The organism is Nonomuraea sp. NPDC049695 (assembly GCF_040674955.1).
Classification (GTDB): Bacteria; Actinomycetota; Actinomycetes; order Streptosporangiales; family Streptosporangiaceae; genus Nonomuraea; species Nonomuraea helvata.
In genome coordinates this window covers 63,957-79,829 of the sequence record NZ_JBFANV010000033.1, presented here as the reverse complement: position 1 = coordinate 79,829, position 15,873 = coordinate 63,957, and the positions used below count along the sequence as shown (strand labels likewise).

Genomic DNA, 15,873 nt, shown 5'->3' with positions numbered 1-15,873 from the left:
TTTCCCGGGGAAATGTCACGTGACCGATCTGATACCGGTATCACGCGGCAGTCACGTTGGCACAGCGAGCCGGGTCCCGTCAAACACCAAAGCTATGAACAGGGCTTACAGCGGCAGATCCGGGGCTCGGGAGAAAAGATCTTGGCGCTAGGGCTGGTACCGGTATCAGACGCACTGTAAGGTCGGCCAACACCAAAGGCGTTCCTGAAAGAGAAAGGAAGCCCATGCGCCCTCGCGCACTGCCGACGTTCGCGGCACTCATCGGGACACTCACGCTGGCCGCCTGCTCAGGCGGCGGCGGCTCCGCGCAGGCCCCGGCGGCCGACCCGGCCGCCAAGGCGGAGTTCTCCGGCACGCTGAGCGTGCTCACCAAGTTCGCCGGTGACCCGACGGACTCGTACTTCGAGAGCCTCGCGGCCGAGTACCAGAAGAAGCACCCGCAGGTGAAGGTCGAGCTGATCCAGGAGACCGACCAGAGCGTCAAGGACAAGCTCAAGACCCTCACCGCCTCGGACGCGCTGCCCGACGTCTACTTCACCTGGACCGGCAACTGGGCGGACAACTACATCCGCGGCGGCCGCGCCGCCGACCTCACCAAGGTGATCGGCCCGGACACGGAGTGGGGCAAGACGTTCAGCCCCGGCTCGCTGGCCGCCTTCGCCCGCGACGGCAAGAACTACGGGATCCCGCTGTACGGCAACGGCAAGTTCATGGGCTACAGCAAGAGCGCCTTCGCCAAGGCCGGCATCGAGGCGCCCAAGACGTTCGAGGACCTCATCGCCGCCTGCGGGCCGCTGCGCAAGGCCGGGTACGAGCCCATCGCCTTCGGCAACAAGGACGGCTGGCCCGCCCTGCACTACCTGCAGCAGCTGTTCGCCTACAACGTGCCGGACGCCGTGCTCCAGGCCGACTTCGTCCCGGCCACGGCCAAGCTCGACAACCCTGGCTACATCACCGCGCTCAACCAGTTCAAGACGCTGGTCGACCAGTGCACGGACACGAAGAGCGGCACGAACGGCGTGCTCTACTCCTCCGCGCAGGAGGCCTTCGCCAACGGCAAGGCCGCCATGTACTACCAGGAGATCCTGGAGTTCGACAACGCGACGTCGAGCAAGCTCAAGCCCGAGGACTTCGGCATCTTCCAGCTCCCGGTCCCGAAGAGCGCCCCCGGCGACCCGACGGTCCTGGAGGGCTCGCCCGAGGGATACCTGGTCAACGCCAAGTCCCCCAGGATCCCGCTCGCCGTCGACTTCATGAAGTTCGTCACGAGCGCGCAGAACGCCAAGACGCTGTCCGCGCCGCCGTACGGGCAGCCCAGCACGGTCGTCGGAGCGGTCACGCCGGAGACCTCCAGCAAGGCCGTCTACGAGGGCGTCCAGCAGGTCAACAAGGCGCCGAAGCTGGCTATCTGGCTGGACATGGTCACCGTGCCCGAGGTGGCTGACGCGTGGCTGGCCGGCGGCGAGGCGATCGTCAGCGGTGGCAAGACCGCCGAGCAGGTGCTCGAAAGCGTGCGCCAGGCCTCGGCCCAGGCCAAGTAGGGGAGAGCGTACGTGCGCGCCACGCTCAGGCTCGTGTGGGTTCTGCCGGCCCTCGTGCTGGTAGGAGTGTTCGTCTACCTGCCGCTCGTGCAGAACCTGCAGTTCAGCACGCTCAAGTGGGACATCTACAGCGGCAGCCAGGAATACGTCGGGCTCGACAACTACGTCAAGCTCGTCGACGACCCGGTGTTCTGGACGTCGCTGGGGAACAACGTGCTGTACGCGGTGGTCTCCATCGTGTTCCAGGTGTTCGGCGCGCTCCTGCTCGCCGCGCTCATCGAGAGCATCGGCAGCGAGCGGTGGCGGCGTGGCCTGCGCGCGGTCTACTTCATCCCCTCGGCGATCTCGCTGACCGTCGCGGGGCTGCTGTTCTACTTCGTGTACGAGCCGAACCTCGGCCCGCTCAACCACGCGCTCAAGGCTGTGGGCCTCGGCCAGTTCGCCCAGGCGTGGCTGGGCCAGGAGAGCACGGCCATGTCCGCGATCGTCGCGATGAGCCAGTGGCAGGGCTTCGGCTACTCCACGCTGCTGTTCGCGGTCGCGATCCAGCGCATCCCCTCGGAGATCTACGGCGCCGCCGCCATCGACGGCGTCGGCGCGGTCCGCCGGTTCTTCCACGTGACGGTGCCGCTCGTGCGCGAGATGACGGGGCTCATGGCGATCGTCACCATCTCGGGCGCGTTCCAGGTGTTCAACGAGGTCATGGTGATGACCGCCGGCGGGCCGAACAACTCGACCCAGGTGCTGGGCACCTGGCTGTACCGCAGCGGGTTCGTCCGCAACAACTTCGGCTACGCCGCAGCGATCGCGACCGTCCTGTTCGCGATCACGCTCGGCATCGCGGTGGCGCAGCTGTGGGTCACCCGCAGGAGAAGGGTGGAATGGTGACGCGCCTGAGCTTCCTCGGAGTGATCGCCCGCGTCTTCATGTGGGCCTTCCTGCTGGCCCTCGCGGTGGTCGTGCTCTATCCGCTGCTGTGGATGACGCTCAACGGGTTCAAGACCAACGCCGAACTGTTCGGCGACCCGTTCGCGCTGCCCCTGCACTGGAGTTTCGACAACTACGCGAAGGCGTGGAACCGCGGCGTCAGCGACTACCTCACCACCAGCGTGCTGGTCACGCTGACCTCGACGGTCGCCACCGTGTTCGTCAGCGCGTGGGCCGCCTACGGCCTCACCCGCGTGAACATCCCCTTCAACAGGACGCTCACGGCGGCGATACTCGGCGGGCTCATGCTCGCCCCCACCGTGGCGCTCGTGCCGTTGGTGAAGATGTTCCAGGCGATGGGGCTGTACAACACGTTCTGGGCGCTGCTCATCCTCTACACCGCCTTCCGCGTCCCGTTCACGACCTTCCTCATCCGCGCGTACATGATCGACCTGCCCCGCGAGGTGGACGAGGCGGCCGAGATGGACGGCGCGGGCCGGTGGACGGCGTTCTGGCGGATCATCCTGCCGATGTGCAAGCCGATCCTCACCTCGACGGTGCTGCTGCACATCCTCTTCACCTGGAACGAGTACCTCTTCGCGATGATCTTCACCAGCGGGACCGGCGTGCAGACCCTCCCCGTGGGCCTGACCAGCCTGATGAGCAAGCACGGCACCGAGTACCCGGTCGTCTTCGCCGGGATGGTGATCGCGGCGCTCCCCGTGGTCCTGCTGTTCTTCCTCGGCCAGCGCTACATCATCAAGGGCCTCGCCGACGGAGTCGGCAAGTAGGGAGCGGCTCAGACGGCCGTCCACTCGAGCAGCCGCTCCAGCGGCCACGTGTTGACGATCCGGTCCGCCTCGATGCCGCACCTCGCCGCGCGCTCGCAGCCGTACCGCTGCCAGTCCAGCTGACCGGGCGCGTGGGCGTCGGAGTCGATCGCGAACACGCACTCCATCTCGTACGCCAGCCGCATCAGCCGCTTGGGCGGATCGAGACGGTCGGGCCGGGAGTTGATCTCCACCGCCACCCCGAAGCGGCGGCACGCCTCGAAGACCAGCTCGGCGTCGAACGAGGACTCGGGGCGGCGCTCGCCACGCTTGCCCCCGGCCTGCACCACCCGCCCCGTGCAGTGGCCGAGCACGTCGACCAGGGGGTTGGCGATGGCGGTGACCATCCGGCGGGTCATCTCGTCGCCGTCCATGCGGAGCTTGGAGTGGACGCTGGCCACCACCACGTCCAGCCGCCCGAGCAGCTCGTCGGTCTGATCGAGCGAGCCGTCCAGGTTGATGTCCACCTCGATACCGGTCAGGATCCTGAACGGGGCCAGCCGCTCGTTCAGCTTGGCCACCACGTCGAGCTGACGCTCCAGCCGCTCGGCCGACAGGCCCTTGGCGATGGTCAGCCGGGGTGAATGGTCGGTCAGCGCCAGGTAGGAGTGACCGAGCCCGACGGCTGCCTCCGCCATCTCCTCGATCGGCGAGCCGCCGTCCGACCAGTCCGAATGGCTGTGCAGGTCCCCTTTCAGCGCGGCCCGCAGCGCGGCGGTCTCCTCGTCGAGCTGGACTCCGGCGGTCGCCCGCATTCTGCGCAGATAGGTTGGAACCTCACCCTCCAGCGCTTCGTTGATCACCAGTGTGGTGACTTTCCCGATCCCCTGCAGGTCACCGAGTCCGCCGGTGCGGGACAGCCGCACGAGCTCGTCCCTGGGCAGGTCGGCGACGACCTCGGCGGCGCGGCGGAAGGCGCGCACGCGATACGTGGGCTCTCCGGCGCGCTCCAGCAGGAAGGCGATCTCGCGCAGTGCCTCAACCGGTTCCATACGTCACTTCATACCCCCGGCACATGGCACCCGCCAGATCGACCACCCTCCGCATTGAACGCGGACAAGCACCACCGATAGGCTGATCGGCCCATGAAAGCAGGAGCTTGATGGCACCACCGCCCCAGCACCAAGAGGCGTCAGAACGCAAGTCGTCCAAGGCCGTCGTCCTGACAGTCCTCGGCGCGCTGTCCGTGACGCTGGTCGCCGTCTGGGCGATCGCCGAGTCGAACGACGACGACGTCACCGCCGACTGCGTCCTCCTCGTGGACGACGACACGCCCACGCTCACGACCGACGGCGCCACACCGACTCCCGACCCGGGCTCCTACCAGGTCGTCGACGACTCCTACTGCGACGACGACGACGGCAACAGCTCGTACCGGCTCAGCAACGGCGGCTCGCACGGGGCGTACCACTGGTACTACGGCGGCACCAGGAGGGGCGACCGGGTGTACAACGGCAGCACCTACCGCCCGTCCGACGTGACCATCAGCAGCCGCTCGGGGAAAGACATCCAGCGCGGTGGCTTCGGCAACCGCTGGAGCAGCGGGAGCTGACACATGCGCCGTGAGCATGGCACTCCCAGGCCGGGCTGGGAGAAGACGATCGAGAGCCAGGGCCTGGCCTACCACCGGGCCGCGCACCCGTCGGGGCTGGGCCGGCCCTACTGGGACGAGTCCGTTCACTACGTCTTCTCGCTTGACGAGGTGGAGGCGCTGGAGGAGCAGGTCGGGGAGCTCCACGAGATGTGCCTGAGCGCCGCCGAGCACGTGGTCGAGACGGGGCGCTTCGCCGACTTCGCCATCCCCGAGTGGGCGTGGGAGGAGGTCGCGCGCTCGTGGGAGCGCCGCGACCCCCATCTGTACGCCCGCTTCGACCTGCGCTACGACGGCACGGGCCCGGCCAGGCTGCTGGAGTACAACGCTGACACGCCGACCTCGCTCGTGGAGTCGTCGGTCGTGCAGTGGTTCTGGCTGCAGGACGTCCACCCGGACGCCGACCAGTGGAACTCCGTCCACGAACGGCTCATCGAGCGCTGGCGCGAGTTGCGGTTGCCGCCGGGGCCGACGCATTTCGCGTTCACGAACATGGACGAGACCGGCGAGGAGGCCATGACGGTGGCCTACCTGCAGGAGACCGCCGAGCAGGGCGGCCTGCGGACCATGGCCATCGCCATGGAGGACATCGGCTGGGACTCGCTCAACCGCCGCTTCGTGGACGTCGAGCAGCGCCCGATCCGCTCGGTGTTCAAGCTCTACCCCTGGGAGTGGATGCTGGCCGACGAGTTCGGGCGGCACGCCGTACGGCACGCCACCTGGGTCGAGCCGCTGTGGAAGACGCTGCTGTCCAACAAGGCGCTGCTGGCCGTCCTGTGGGAGCTCTTCCCCGGCCATCCCAACCTGCTGCCCGCCTACCTCGACGGGCCGCGCGAGCTGACCTCCTACATCGCCAAGCCGCTGCTCGGCAGGGAGGGCGCCTCCATGCGCATCGTCACCCCCGAGGGAGCCCAGGAGACGCCCGGCTCCTACGGTCAGGAGGGCTACGTCTTCCAAGGCTTCGAGGCGCTGCCCGAGTTCGAGGGGCAGCGGCCGGTGCTCGGCGCCTGGGTGGTCGCCGACGAGGCCGCCGGACTGGGTATCAGAGAGACGACCGGCCTGATCACCGACGACACCTCCTCGTTCGTCCCCCACCTCATCGCCTGACCCCCTGAAGAGGAATCAACGTGACCCTTCTCGAGACCCTCGCCCGCGGTGCGGGCGCCATCGCCGCGTACGCCGCCGTCGGCGTGATCCTGATGATCGTCGGCTTCTACGTGATCGACTGGGCCACACCCGGCAAGCTGAGCGAGATCATCCGCACCCAGCGCAACCCCAACGCCACCCTGCTCACCACCTCCGCCCTGGCCGCTGTCGGCCTGATCGTGGCCTCCTCCATCTGGTCCTCCGGCGGCCGGCTCGCGGAAGGGCTGGCGGGCACGGCCGTGTTCGGCCTGGTCGGCATCGTGGTGCAGACCGTGGCGATGCTGGTGTTCGACCGGGTCGTCGGCATCTCCGTACGCGACCTGGTGAAGGAGCCCGAGCTGCAACCGGGCGCGCGGCTGCTCGCCGTCACGCACGTGGCGATCGGCCTCATCACCGCGGTCGCCGTCATCTAGTCCTCGTACGGAGCTCGTGGCCGCGACCGTCGCGGTCATCCGGGCGGAGCTGGCACTCTAGGAGACGTGACAGACCGGACCCGCGAGGACACCACACGCAGGCTCGAGCGGGCCATGGGCTCGCTCGGCACGGCCGCGATGGCTCGCATGGACGAGCAGCTGCCGTGGTTCCGCGCGCTCAGCGCGGAGGACCGGTCGTGGGTGGGCCTCGTGGCGCAGGCCGGCATCGCCGCGTTCGTCGAGTGGTTCTCGACCGCCGGCGAGGATCGCCCCACCCCCAGCATCGAGTTCTTCGGCACGGCCCCGCGCGAGCTCAAGCGCTCCATCTCGCTCCAGCAGACCGTCGACATCGTCAGGGTCGTGGTCGAGGTGGTCGAGGCGCAGGCCCACGAGCTGGCCGCGCCCGGCGGGGAGGACCAGCTCCAGCAGGCCATGCTCCGCTACACCCGCGACGTCGCCTTCGCCGCCGCCCACGTCTACGCCCGCGAGGCCGAGGCCAGGGGGTCGTGGGACGCCAGGCTGGAGGCCCTGATCGTGGACGCCCTCGTACGCGGCGAGGTCGACGACGGCCTGCACTCCTGGGCGGCCGCGCTGGGCTGGACCTCCTCCCCCGTGGTCGTCATCGCCGGCCACGCCCCCGACGACGATCCCCGCGCGGTGATCGACGGCCTGCGGGAGAAGGGCCGCCGCATCGGCATGGACCTGCTGGCCGGCGTGCAGGGCGACCGGCTGATCGTGATCGTGGGTGGCGCGGGCAGCGTCAACGACGCGGCCAAGCAGGTCGTGCACCGCTTCGGGGTCGGTCCCATCGTCATCGGCCCCGAGGTCGCCGACCTGCACGCCGCCGCGAGCTCCGCCAGGGCGGCGCTGGCGGGGCTGAAGGCGTCGTGCGGCTGGCCCGACGCGCCGAGGCCGGTGCACTCGGAGGAGTTGCTGGCCGAGCGGGCGCTCGACGGCGACGACGACGCCAGGCAGCAGCTCATCGAGAACGTCTACCTCCCGCTCGCCGGGACGCCGCTGCTCGACACGCTGGCCACGTACCTGGAGCAGGGCACCTCGCTGGAGGCGACGGCGCGGCTGCTGTTCGTCCATCCCAACACCGTCCGCTACCGCCTGAAGAAGATCACGGAGCTGACCGGATACCAGCCCACGGAGGGCAGGTCGGCCTTCACCCTCCAGGTCGGACTGATTCTCGGGCGGTTGGCGGAGAGCGCCGAAACCTGGCGCGCCCTAACGTAATAGCGGCGAAACCCCCACTGTAGGCTTCCTACAAAACCCCCCGGAGGAAGTTCGTGCGGATCATTATCCGCGTGTCGGAGTTCTACAGGGCAAGGTGGGGTTTGTGCTTGTACTCGTCGCTCCGGGCCAAGGTGCCCAAACGCCAGGCTTCCTGGCCCCCTGGCTCGAGCTGCCCGGCGTGGCCGACAGAATCGGCGCCTGGTCGGAGGTCGTCGGGCTCGATCTGATCGCCTACGGCACGACCGCCGACGCCGACGAGATCCGCGACACCGCGGTCGCGCAGCCCCTGCTCGTGGCCGCCGCACTGGCTTCGGCCGAGGTGCTCGGCGCGGCCCCCGACGTGGTCGCCGGGCACAGTGTGGGCGAGTTCGCCGCCGCAGCGCTGGCCGGGGTGCTCACCCAGGAGCAGGCGCTCACGCTGGTCCGCGAGCGCGCCAACGCCATGGCCAAGGCCGCCGCCGTCACCGAGACCGGCATGACCGCCGTCCTCGGCGGCGCCGAGGACGAGGTCCTGGCCGCCCTCGACAAGCACGACCTGACCCCCGCCAACATCAACGGTGCCGGCCAGATCGTGGCGGGCGGCACGCTGGAGCAGCTCGCCGCGCTCAAGGACGACCCGCCGGCCCGCGCCCGCCTCATCCCGCTGAAGGTGGCCGGCGCCTTCCACACCCGCCACATGGCCTCCGCGGTGGAGAGCCTGCGCGAGGCCGCCGCCGGCGTCGTCCCCGCCGACCCCGGCATCACGCTGCTGTCCAACTCGGACGGCCAGGCGGTCTCCGGCGGCGCCGAGTTCGTGGAGCGGCTGGTCAAGCAGATCAGCAGCCCCGTCCGGTGGGGCGCCTGCATGCAGACCATGGGCGCGCTCGGCGTCACGAAGATGATCGAGCTGCTGCCCGGTGGCACGCTCACCGGCCTGGCCAGGCGCGGCCTGTCCGGCGTTCAGACCGTGGCGCTGAAGACCCCCGACGACCTCGAAGCGGCCAGGGAGCTGATCAAGTGAAGGTCCCCGACATCGCCCCAGGCGGCAGGATTCTCGCCTTCGGCCACTACCAGCCGGCGAACGTCGTCACCAATGACGACCTGGCCAAGACCATGGACACCAACGACGAGTGGATCCAGTCCCGGGTCGGCATCAAGGAGCGCCGGATCGCATCCCACGGCGAGTCCGTCGAGGACATGGCCACCATCGCCGGCGGCAAGGCGCTGGCCGCCAGCGGCCTGTCGCCGGAGGACGTCGACCTGGTCATCGTGGCCACGTGCACGCTCGAGACCCAGATCCCCAACGCCTCCGCCGTCGTGGCCCACCGCCTCGGCATCAAGGCGCCCGGCGCGTTCGACGTGAACGCCGCCTGCGCCGGGTTCTGCTACGCGCTCGCCACCGCGAGCGCCGCCGTTCGCGGTGGCGCGGCCAGAAACGTGCTGGTCATCGGCGCGGAGAAGCTGTCGCAGTGGGTCGACTGGACCGACAGGTCCACCGCCGTGATCTTCGCCGACGGCGCGGGCGCCGCGGTGGTGGCTCCCTCCGAGACCCCGGGCATCGGCCCCGTGGTGTGGGGCAGCTCCGGCGACAGGTCCGAGGCCATCAGCATCAAGGACCGCGAGCACTTCCTCCACCAGGAGGGCCAGACCGTCTTCCGCTGGGCGACCACCGCGCTCCACCCGGTGGCGCTCGAAGCCTGCGAGCGGGCGGGCGTGGACCCCGCGGAGCTGAGCGCGTTCGTGCCGCACCAGGCCAACCTCCGTATCATCGAGGCCATCGCCCGCAAGCTGGGCGCCGACAAGGCCGTGATCGCGCGCGACATCGTCGACGCGGGCAACACCTCGGCCGCCTCGATCCCGCTGGCGCTCTCGCGCATGATCGAGCGCGGCGAGGTCCGCTCCGGCGACCTCGCGCTGCTGCTCGGCTTCGGCGCGGGCCTCACCTACGCGGGCCAAGTGATCGAGATCCCTTAGCCTCCCCCCATCCATCAAGAGCTTGTACGGCGCAGCCGTACAGAACCCAGAAATCAAAGGAGAACCATCGACATGGCTGCCACCGAGCAGGAGATCCTCGCGGGCCTCGGCAAGATCATCAACGAGATCACCGGCATCCCGGCCTCTGACGTGACCCCCGAGAAGAGCTTCGTGGACGACCTCGACATCGACTCCCTGTCCATGGTCGAGATCGCCGTGGCCGCCCAGGACGAGTTCGGCGTCGAGATCCCCGACGACCAGCTCAAGAACCTGAAGACGGTCAAGGACGTCCTCAACTTCATCCAGGGTTAAGAGCAATTCCCTTCTGACTAGCAAGGAGCGCGAAAAAGTGAGTGCGAACCGGGCACGTGTCGTCGTCACCGGGCTTGGCGCGACGACGCCCGTCGGTGGAGACGTCACCTCGACCTGGACGGCGCTCCTCGCCGGTCAGTCGGGCGTCGAGACCCTCACCACGGACTGGATCGACCACGTCCCCGTGAAGTTCGCGGGGACGGCCGCGGTCGATCCCACCGAGGTGCTGCCCCGGCCCGAGTCCCGCCGCCTCGACCGCAGCGAGCAGTTCGCGCTGGTCGCCGCCAGGGAGGCCTGGCAGGACGCCGGCGCTCCCGAGGTGGCGCCGGAGCGGCTCGGCGTCGTGGTCTCCAGCGGCATCGGCGGCATCAGCACCACGCTGAGCGCGTACGACACCTGGCGCGAGAAGGGCTGGAACCGGCTCTCGCCGTTCACGGTGCCGATGCTCATGCCCAACGGGCCCGCCGCCTGGATCGGCCTCGACCTGGGCGCCCAGGCCGGGGTGCACGCCACCGTCTCGGCGTGCGCGTCCGGAGCCGAGGCCATCGGCCACGCGATGGACATGATCAGGGCCGGCCGCGCCGACATCGTGGTCGCCGGTGGCACCGAGGCCGCCATCCACGGGCTCAACATGGCCGCCTTCGCCGCCGCGCGGGCCATGTCCCAGCGCAACGACGACCCGCAGGGCGCCTCCCGGCCGTGGGACCGCGACCGTGACGGGTTCGTGCTCGGCGAGGGCGCCGGCATCGTGGTGCTGGAGTCCGAGGAGCACGCCAAGGCGCGCGGTGCGCGGATCTACGCCTACTGCGCCGGCGTCGGCTACTCCGCCGACGCCCACCACATCACCCAGCCCGAACCCGAGGGCCGCGGCATCATCATGGCGATGACGCAGGCGCTGAACGACGCGGACATCACCGGTCTCGACGTCAAGCACGTCAACGCGCACGCCACCTCAACCCCCGCGGGGGACGTCGGCGAGGTGCAGGCGGTGGCCAAGGCCATCGGCACCCACCCGCTGGTGACCTCCACCAAGTCCATGACCGGCCACCTGCTCGGCGGGGCCGGCGGCATCGAATCCGTCTTCACGATCAAGGCCCTGCAGGAGCGGATCGTCCCCGCCACCATCAACCTCGACAACCTCGACGACGGCATCGAGGTGGACATCGTTCACGGGGCCAACCGCACGCTGCCCGAAGGCGACATCGCCGCGGTCAACAACTCGTTCGGATTCGGCGGCCACAACGTGGCCGTCGTGTTTAAGGGGGCTTGACATGACCGTGCTGGACAACCGGATGGCGGCAGACGGTTCCGAACAGGAGTCCGCCGATCCCCGTGATCCAGTCGTCCGGCTGGCCGCGCTGCTCGACGAGGGCTCGCTGCGGCTGATCACCCCCCAGGACAAGAGCGGTGTGCTGACCGCCATGGGCCGCGTCGAGGGTGTCCCCGTCGTCGCCTTCTGCAGTGACGCCCGCTTCCAGGGCGGCGCGATGGGCAGCGAGGGCTGCGAGCACATCGTGCACGCCTACGACGTGGCCGTCCGTGAACGGGTGCCGGTCATCGGGATCTGGCACTCCGGCGGTGCGCGACTCGCCGAAGGCGTCGAGTCGCTGCACGCCGTCGGCACCGTCTTCGCCGCCATGACCAAGGCGTCCGGTGTGGTGCCGCAGATCTCCGTGGTCGTCGGCCCGGCCGCCGGCGGCGCCGCCTACGGCCCCGCGCTGACCGACCTGGTCATCCTGGCCGACTCCGGCCGTATCTTCGTCACCGGCCCCGACGTGGTCCGCAGCGTCACCGGCGAGAGCGTCGACGCCGCGGCCCTGGGCGGCCCCGAGCCCCACAGCAAGCGCAGCGGCGTCGTGCACGTCGTCACCAAGTCCGAGACCGACGCGTACGTCAAGGCGCGCCAGCTCGCCACGCTCCTCGGCCACCAGGGCCGGGTGCGCACCGGAGAAATCGAGGAAGTGGACTTCTCCACGCTGCTGCCCGAGTCGGCGAGGCGCGCATACGACGTCAAGCCGCTGGTCAACGGCCTGCTCGACGAGCCCGGCGTCGAGCTGCACCCCAAGTGGGCGCCCAACATCGTCACGTCGCTCGGCCGCCTCGGCGGCCGGACGGTCGGTGTGATCGCCAACAACCCGATGCGGCTCGGCGGCTGCCTCGACGCCACGTCCGCCGAGAAGGCCGCCCGATTCGTTCGTATGTGTGACGCATTCGGAGTGCCGCTGGTTGTCCTCGTGGACGTGCCCGGTTACCTGCCCGGGGTCGGGCAGGAGCACGACGGGGTCGTCCGGCGGGGCGCCAAGCTGCTGCACGCCTTCGCCGAGGCCTCGGTGCCGCGGGTCACGCTGGTGACGCGGAAGGCGTACGGCGGGGCGTACATCGCGATGAACTCCCGCGCGCTCGGCGCCACCAAGGTGTTCGCCTGGCCGACCACCGAGGTGGCGGTCATGGGGGCAGTGGCGGCCGTACGCATCCTCAAGCGGCGCGAGCTGGCCGCGGCTCCGGATGAGGAGCGGGCGGAGCTGGAGCAGAAGCTGGCCGCCGAGCACGAGAAGCTGGCCGGTGGGCTCGTACGGGCGCAGGAGCTGGGGGTCATCGACGAGGTGATCAAGCCCGCGGAGACGCGCGGCGCCATCGCCAAGGTCCTGGCCCAGGCCACGCCTGCCCGTGGCGCCCACGGCAACATCCCCCTGTAACCCTCCCCAAGCTCTTCCGAAGGACCTCGCCGACATCGGCGGGGTCCTTCTGGCATGTGCCTTTTGGCGCGACCACCTCCCTCGCCGGGGCGCGGGGCTAAGGCGCAAAGGGACGCGAGCGGGACCCAGGGCGTGCGGCACGGGACGCGGAGCGCGCGGCGCAGGACGCGGGACGCCGGGCGCGCGGCGCAGGACGCCGGACGCCGGGGCGCGCGGCCGGAGGCGCCGGGCGTGCGGGCGGAGGCGCCGGGCGTGCGGGCGGCGTTCGGGGCCGGCGAGTGTCCCGCCGATCCCTCCCCCAAGGGACCCGCATGCACGTCGGCCGGGGCGGCGCCGCGCCACGAGCGGGGCCTGGGCCGACTTCCCAAGAGGCCCCGCACCGGCGTCGGTGCGGGGCCTCTGCGGCTTACGGGAGGCCGTGGTGGGGGGTCAGACGGCGGCGTGGAGCCAGCGGACCGGCGCGCCGTCGCCCGCGTACCGGAACGGCTCCAGCTCCTCGTCCCAGGGCCGTCCGAGCATCTTGTCCAGCTCGTCCTCCAGCACACACCGCCCCTGAGCCGCCATCATCATCGCGGTCCTGAGCCGGTCCTCGGGGATCATGATGTCGCCCGCGACGCCGATGACCGCGGTGAAGGCGCCGAGGGTGGGCGTGTAGGCGTGACGGGACCCGTCCACACCCGGCGAGGCGTCCTCGGTGATCTCGAACCGCAGGCGCTGCCAGCCCATGAGTGAGGAGGCGATGGCCGCGGCGATGCCCGGTCTGCCTTCCCATTCCGCCTGCGCGCGTACGACATTGGGCGCGGCGGGTTGCGGCGTCCACGTCAGATCTACGGGCACGCCAAGGACACCCGCGACTGCCCATTCGATGTGAGGGCACAGCGCGGGCTGAGCCGAGTGGACGTAAAGGACGCCACGAGCAGACACCGGACCTCCCGTTTCGGTACGAGGTGCGCCTTCCCCAACGGCCTCGCCCCAGGATGATCACAAGTGACTAGGGAGAGACTACCGTCGGTCGCTATCCGGCACCAGAGGGGGGCCATACCAACTTGGTGCGGGAGTGGCATGTGACAGTTGGACGAGCGGGGAAACATACCGCCTCATGGAAATGCAATCTGTCGGCGCGGCGTTCATCCGGCCAGGTCAGCTGCTGACTGACCGCACCGCGCTGTCCGCCGCCAGGCGGTGGACCCAGGCGGTCTCGGAGGCGGACGGCGTCTGCGTGATCCACCTGTCGCCCGGCGCCGACCCCTGCGAGATCACGGCCGAACTACGCGAGCAGGGCCTCAGGGCGTCGCCGAACCACGTGTTCCGCGGCCAGCCCCTGTTCTTCGGCGGTCCCGCGTCCAGACCTTTCCCCATCCCACCCATCCACCACAAACCGGGCCGGTCCCACTCGGACGTGGTCGTGGGGCTGCTCGACACCGGCGTGGCCAAGCATCCGTGGTGGGCCGGCACCGACTGGTACGGCCAGACCGCCCCGGAGGACGCCGACGCGACCGAGGGCTCGCAGGCCGGACACGGCACGTTCATCGCCGGCCTGCTGGCCCGCCGGGCACCGGGCGCGGCGCTGCGCGTCCACCGGGTGCTCGACGGCGACGGCGTCAGCGACGAGGCGACCGTCGCACGCGCCCTCTTCCGCATGCGTGAGCGACCGCCGCACGTGCTCAACCTCTCCTTCGGCTGTCACACCTTCGACGACCGGCCGCCTCAGCTCCTGAGTGACGCCATCGCGGCGCTGCAGGACACGGTGACCGTGGCCTGCGCGGGCAACACCGGGTCCGACCGGCCGTTCTGGCCCGCGGCGATGGCCAATGTGGTGGGCGTGGCCGCCGTGGACGCGTCCGAGGAGCGCAGGGCCCCCTACTCCGGCTACGGCACCTGGGTGGACGCCTGCGCCCGCGGCGACTGGCTGACCAGCAGTTTTCTGGACGGGGGCGACTTCGCGGGATACGCGACGTGGAGCGGCACGTCCTTCGCCACCGCCCTGGTGGCGGGGGCCGTCGCGGACGCGGCCAAGAGCGAGCCGGCCAAGGAAGTGGCCAGGCGGCTCTTCGACTCGGAGGGCGCCCGGCAAATTCCCGATCTGGGAGTTCTCATCCCGGCGAGTCTGTAGAGTTTACGCTCAGTCCTCAGGTAATCACGGGGAGGCATGATCGCCTGTCCGTGCCGGGCGGAAGGAGGCCGCATGCGAGATCCAGCGGAGCTGCTTGTCGCGGCCGCTGAGGGAGACCGCTCGGCTTGGGACGAGCTGGAGTCCAGGTTCGGGCCGCGTATGTGGGCTGTGGCCCGCGCGTGCGGCCTGAGCCCCTCCGACGCGGCGGACGCGGTCCAGGGCTCCTGGCTGCGCCTGCTGCAGCACTTCCAGAGCATCAGGGATCCCGCGGCAGTGGGGGGCTGGCTCATGACGACCGTGCGCCGCGAAGCCCTCCTGCTGCTGCGGAAGGAGAGCCCGCGCATCTCCTCCTTCGAGGTCGTCGAAGATCCTGACCCGGAGTCCGCCGTCCTGGAGGCCGACGGCAGGCGCCTGCTCTGGAAGACGGTCTCCACCCTGCCCGAACCCTGCCGGTCACTCCTCCAGCTGGTCGCCATCGACGTCGGCAACCAGCAGATCGCGGCTCGGCTCGGACTCCCCGTGGGCAGCATCGGGCCGACCAAGGCCCGCTGCCTGGAAAAACTGCGCACTCTGCTCTCACTACAGGAGACAGCGCAATGATCAACGATGAATACTTCCTGGCGGCCCTCCGGTTGGCCTCCGGGAACGACCCGATCCCCGGTCACGTGTCCGCCGCCGCACGTGACGTCTACGGGCTTCGGGTCCCGGGAGCGGTCACGGCCGCGCCCGGCGAGTGCGCCGCAGCCGGCGGCGTACGCGATGGCGAGGGCTCCCACCTGGTGCGCTTCGTCACGGCGGATCTCACCTTCGATCTGGAGGTGACGATCGGCGACGGCCTCATCGATGTCGCCGGACACATCTCCCCCAACCCTGGAGAGGGCGCCCTCATCGATGTGAAAACCCCTCATCTGACACTGTCCCGGCGGGTCACGCCCACAGGCGAGTTCGCCGTCACCGGCCTGCCACCGGGCTGGCTCAGCATCGTGTGCCACCGGGTCGGCCAGAAACCCGTCCAGACCAGATGGGTACGCATCCGTCCCTGACCCCCCCGACCTGACGACCCACCGACCAGCCGAGAGAGCCGCGATCCCTCTCTCGGCCGTTTCGTTCCA

Annotated in this window: 17 protein-coding genes; 15 read left to right on the top strand and 2 right to left on the bottom strand. The window is 69.9% G+C overall.

Going from position 1 to position 15,873, the window contains the following annotated elements; genetic code table 11:
- Positions 1–224: 224 nt before the first annotated feature.
- From AB0J64_RS27055 to AB0J64_RS27045, 3 genes are read left to right on the top strand one after another with little or no spacing between them, the layout of a single operon-like run.
- The gene (locus tag AB0J64_RS27055) at positions 225–1,541 is read left to right on the top strand and encodes an ABC transporter substrate-binding protein (protein ID WP_364032292.1); all 1,317 of its coding nucleotides are present in this window, start codon (positions 225–227) and stop codon (positions 1,539–1,541) included.
- Positions 1,542–1,553: 12 nt separating this feature from the next.
- Positions 1,554–2,429, top strand: a complete 876-nt coding sequence (locus AB0J64_RS27050; RefSeq protein WP_344989073.1) for a sugar ABC transporter permease — start codon at positions 1,554–1,556, stop codon at positions 2,427–2,429.
- The gene (locus AB0J64_RS27045; protein WP_364032288.1) at positions 2,423–3,259 is read left to right on the top strand and encodes a carbohydrate ABC transporter permease; all 837 of its coding nucleotides are present in this window, start codon (positions 2,423–2,425) and stop codon (positions 3,257–3,259) included. The genes AB0J64_RS27050 and AB0J64_RS27045 overlap by 7 nt, the downstream gene beginning before the upstream one ends.
- Positions 3,260–3,267: 8 nt before the next feature.
- On the opposite strand, the gene AB0J64_RS27040 is transcribed toward AB0J64_RS27045, so the two are convergent.
- Positions 3,268–4,290: a PHP domain-containing protein gene (locus AB0J64_RS27040; RefSeq protein WP_364032285.1), complete on the bottom strand. Its 1,023-nt coding sequence runs from the start codon at positions 4,288–4,290 to the stop codon at positions 3,268–3,270.
- Between the two features lie 110 nt (positions 4,291–4,400).
- On the opposite strand from AB0J64_RS27040, the gene AB0J64_RS27035 reads away from it, so the two are divergent.
- The 9 genes from AB0J64_RS27035 to AB0J64_RS26995 all read left to right on the top strand — a co-directional run bounded on the left by AB0J64_RS27035 (position 4,401) and on the right by AB0J64_RS26995 (position 12,648).
- Entirely contained in the window at positions 4,401–4,850 is a 450-nt protein-coding gene (locus AB0J64_RS27035) for a hypothetical protein (protein ID WP_364032282.1), read from the top strand.
- Between the two features lie 3 nt (positions 4,851–4,853).
- Positions 4,854–5,996, top strand: a complete 1,143-nt coding sequence (locus tag AB0J64_RS27030; protein WP_364032279.1) for a glutathionylspermidine synthase family protein — start codon at positions 4,854–4,856, stop codon at positions 5,994–5,996.
- Positions 5,997–6,016: 20 nt separating this feature from the next.
- Entirely contained in the window at positions 6,017–6,448 is a 432-nt protein-coding gene (locus AB0J64_RS27025) for a DUF350 domain-containing protein (RefSeq protein WP_364032277.1), read from the top strand.
- Positions 6,449–6,562: 114 nt separating this feature from the next.
- Positions 6,563–7,687 carry a helix-turn-helix domain-containing protein gene (locus tag AB0J64_RS27020; RefSeq protein ID WP_364032363.1) on the top strand — a complete coding sequence of 375 codons (1,125 nt, stop codon included), beginning with the start codon at positions 6,563–6,565 and terminating at the stop codon, positions 7,685–7,687.
- A gap of 103 nt (positions 7,688–7,790) precedes the next feature.
- Positions 7,791–8,687 carry an ACP S-malonyltransferase gene (locus tag AB0J64_RS27015; protein WP_364032275.1) on the top strand — a complete coding sequence of 299 codons (897 nt, stop codon included), beginning with the start codon at positions 7,791–7,793 and terminating at the stop codon, positions 8,685–8,687.
- On the top strand, positions 8,684–9,640 hold the full coding sequence (locus AB0J64_RS27010) for a beta-ketoacyl-ACP synthase III (protein WP_344989086.1): 957 nt from the start codon (positions 8,684–8,686) through the stop codon (positions 9,638–9,640). Before AB0J64_RS27015 ends, AB0J64_RS27010 begins: the two co-directional genes overlap by 4 nt.
- Positions 9,641–9,712: 72 nt before the next feature.
- The gene (locus AB0J64_RS27005; protein WP_344989088.1) at positions 9,713–9,952 is read left to right on the top strand and encodes an acyl carrier protein; all 240 of its coding nucleotides are present in this window, start codon (positions 9,713–9,715) and stop codon (positions 9,950–9,952) included.
- Between the two features lie 37 nt (positions 9,953–9,989).
- Positions 9,990–11,222: a beta-ketoacyl-ACP synthase II gene (fabF, locus tag AB0J64_RS27000; protein ID WP_364032270.1), complete on the top strand. Its 1,233-nt coding sequence runs from the start codon at positions 9,990–9,992 to the stop codon at positions 11,220–11,222.
- Between the two features lies 1 nt (position 11,223).
- The gene (locus AB0J64_RS26995; protein ID WP_364032267.1) at positions 11,224–12,648 is read left to right on the top strand and encodes a carboxyl transferase domain-containing protein; all 1,425 of its coding nucleotides are present in this window, start codon (positions 11,224–11,226) and stop codon (positions 12,646–12,648) included.
- Positions 12,649–13,077: 429 nt separating this feature from the next.
- On the opposite strand, the gene AB0J64_RS26990 is transcribed toward AB0J64_RS26995, so the two are convergent.
- Entirely contained in the window at positions 13,078–13,572 is a 495-nt protein-coding gene (locus AB0J64_RS26990) for a DUF3145 domain-containing protein (protein ID WP_357600655.1), read from the bottom strand.
- Between the two features lie 175 nt (positions 13,573–13,747).
- Between AB0J64_RS26990 and AB0J64_RS26985 the strand changes: the two genes are divergently transcribed.
- The 3 genes from AB0J64_RS26985 to AB0J64_RS26975 all read left to right on the top strand — a co-directional run bounded on the left by AB0J64_RS26985 (position 13,748) and on the right by AB0J64_RS26975 (position 15,804).
- Positions 13,748–14,761: a S8/S53 family peptidase gene (locus AB0J64_RS26985; RefSeq protein WP_364032263.1), complete on the top strand. Its 1,014-nt coding sequence runs from the start codon at positions 13,748–13,750 to the stop codon at positions 14,759–14,761.
- A 72-nt stretch (positions 14,762–14,833) separates the two neighbouring features.
- A complete protein-coding gene (locus AB0J64_RS26980; RefSeq protein WP_364032260.1) occupies positions 14,834–15,361 on the top strand; it encodes a sigma-70 family RNA polymerase sigma factor in 528 nt (175 codons plus the stop codon).
- Positions 15,358–15,804: a hypothetical protein gene (locus AB0J64_RS26975; protein ID WP_357600663.1), complete on the top strand. Its 447-nt coding sequence runs from the start codon at positions 15,358–15,360 to the stop codon at positions 15,802–15,804. The genes AB0J64_RS26980 and AB0J64_RS26975 overlap by 4 nt, the downstream gene beginning before the upstream one ends.
- Positions 15,805–15,873: the final 69 nt, after the last annotated feature.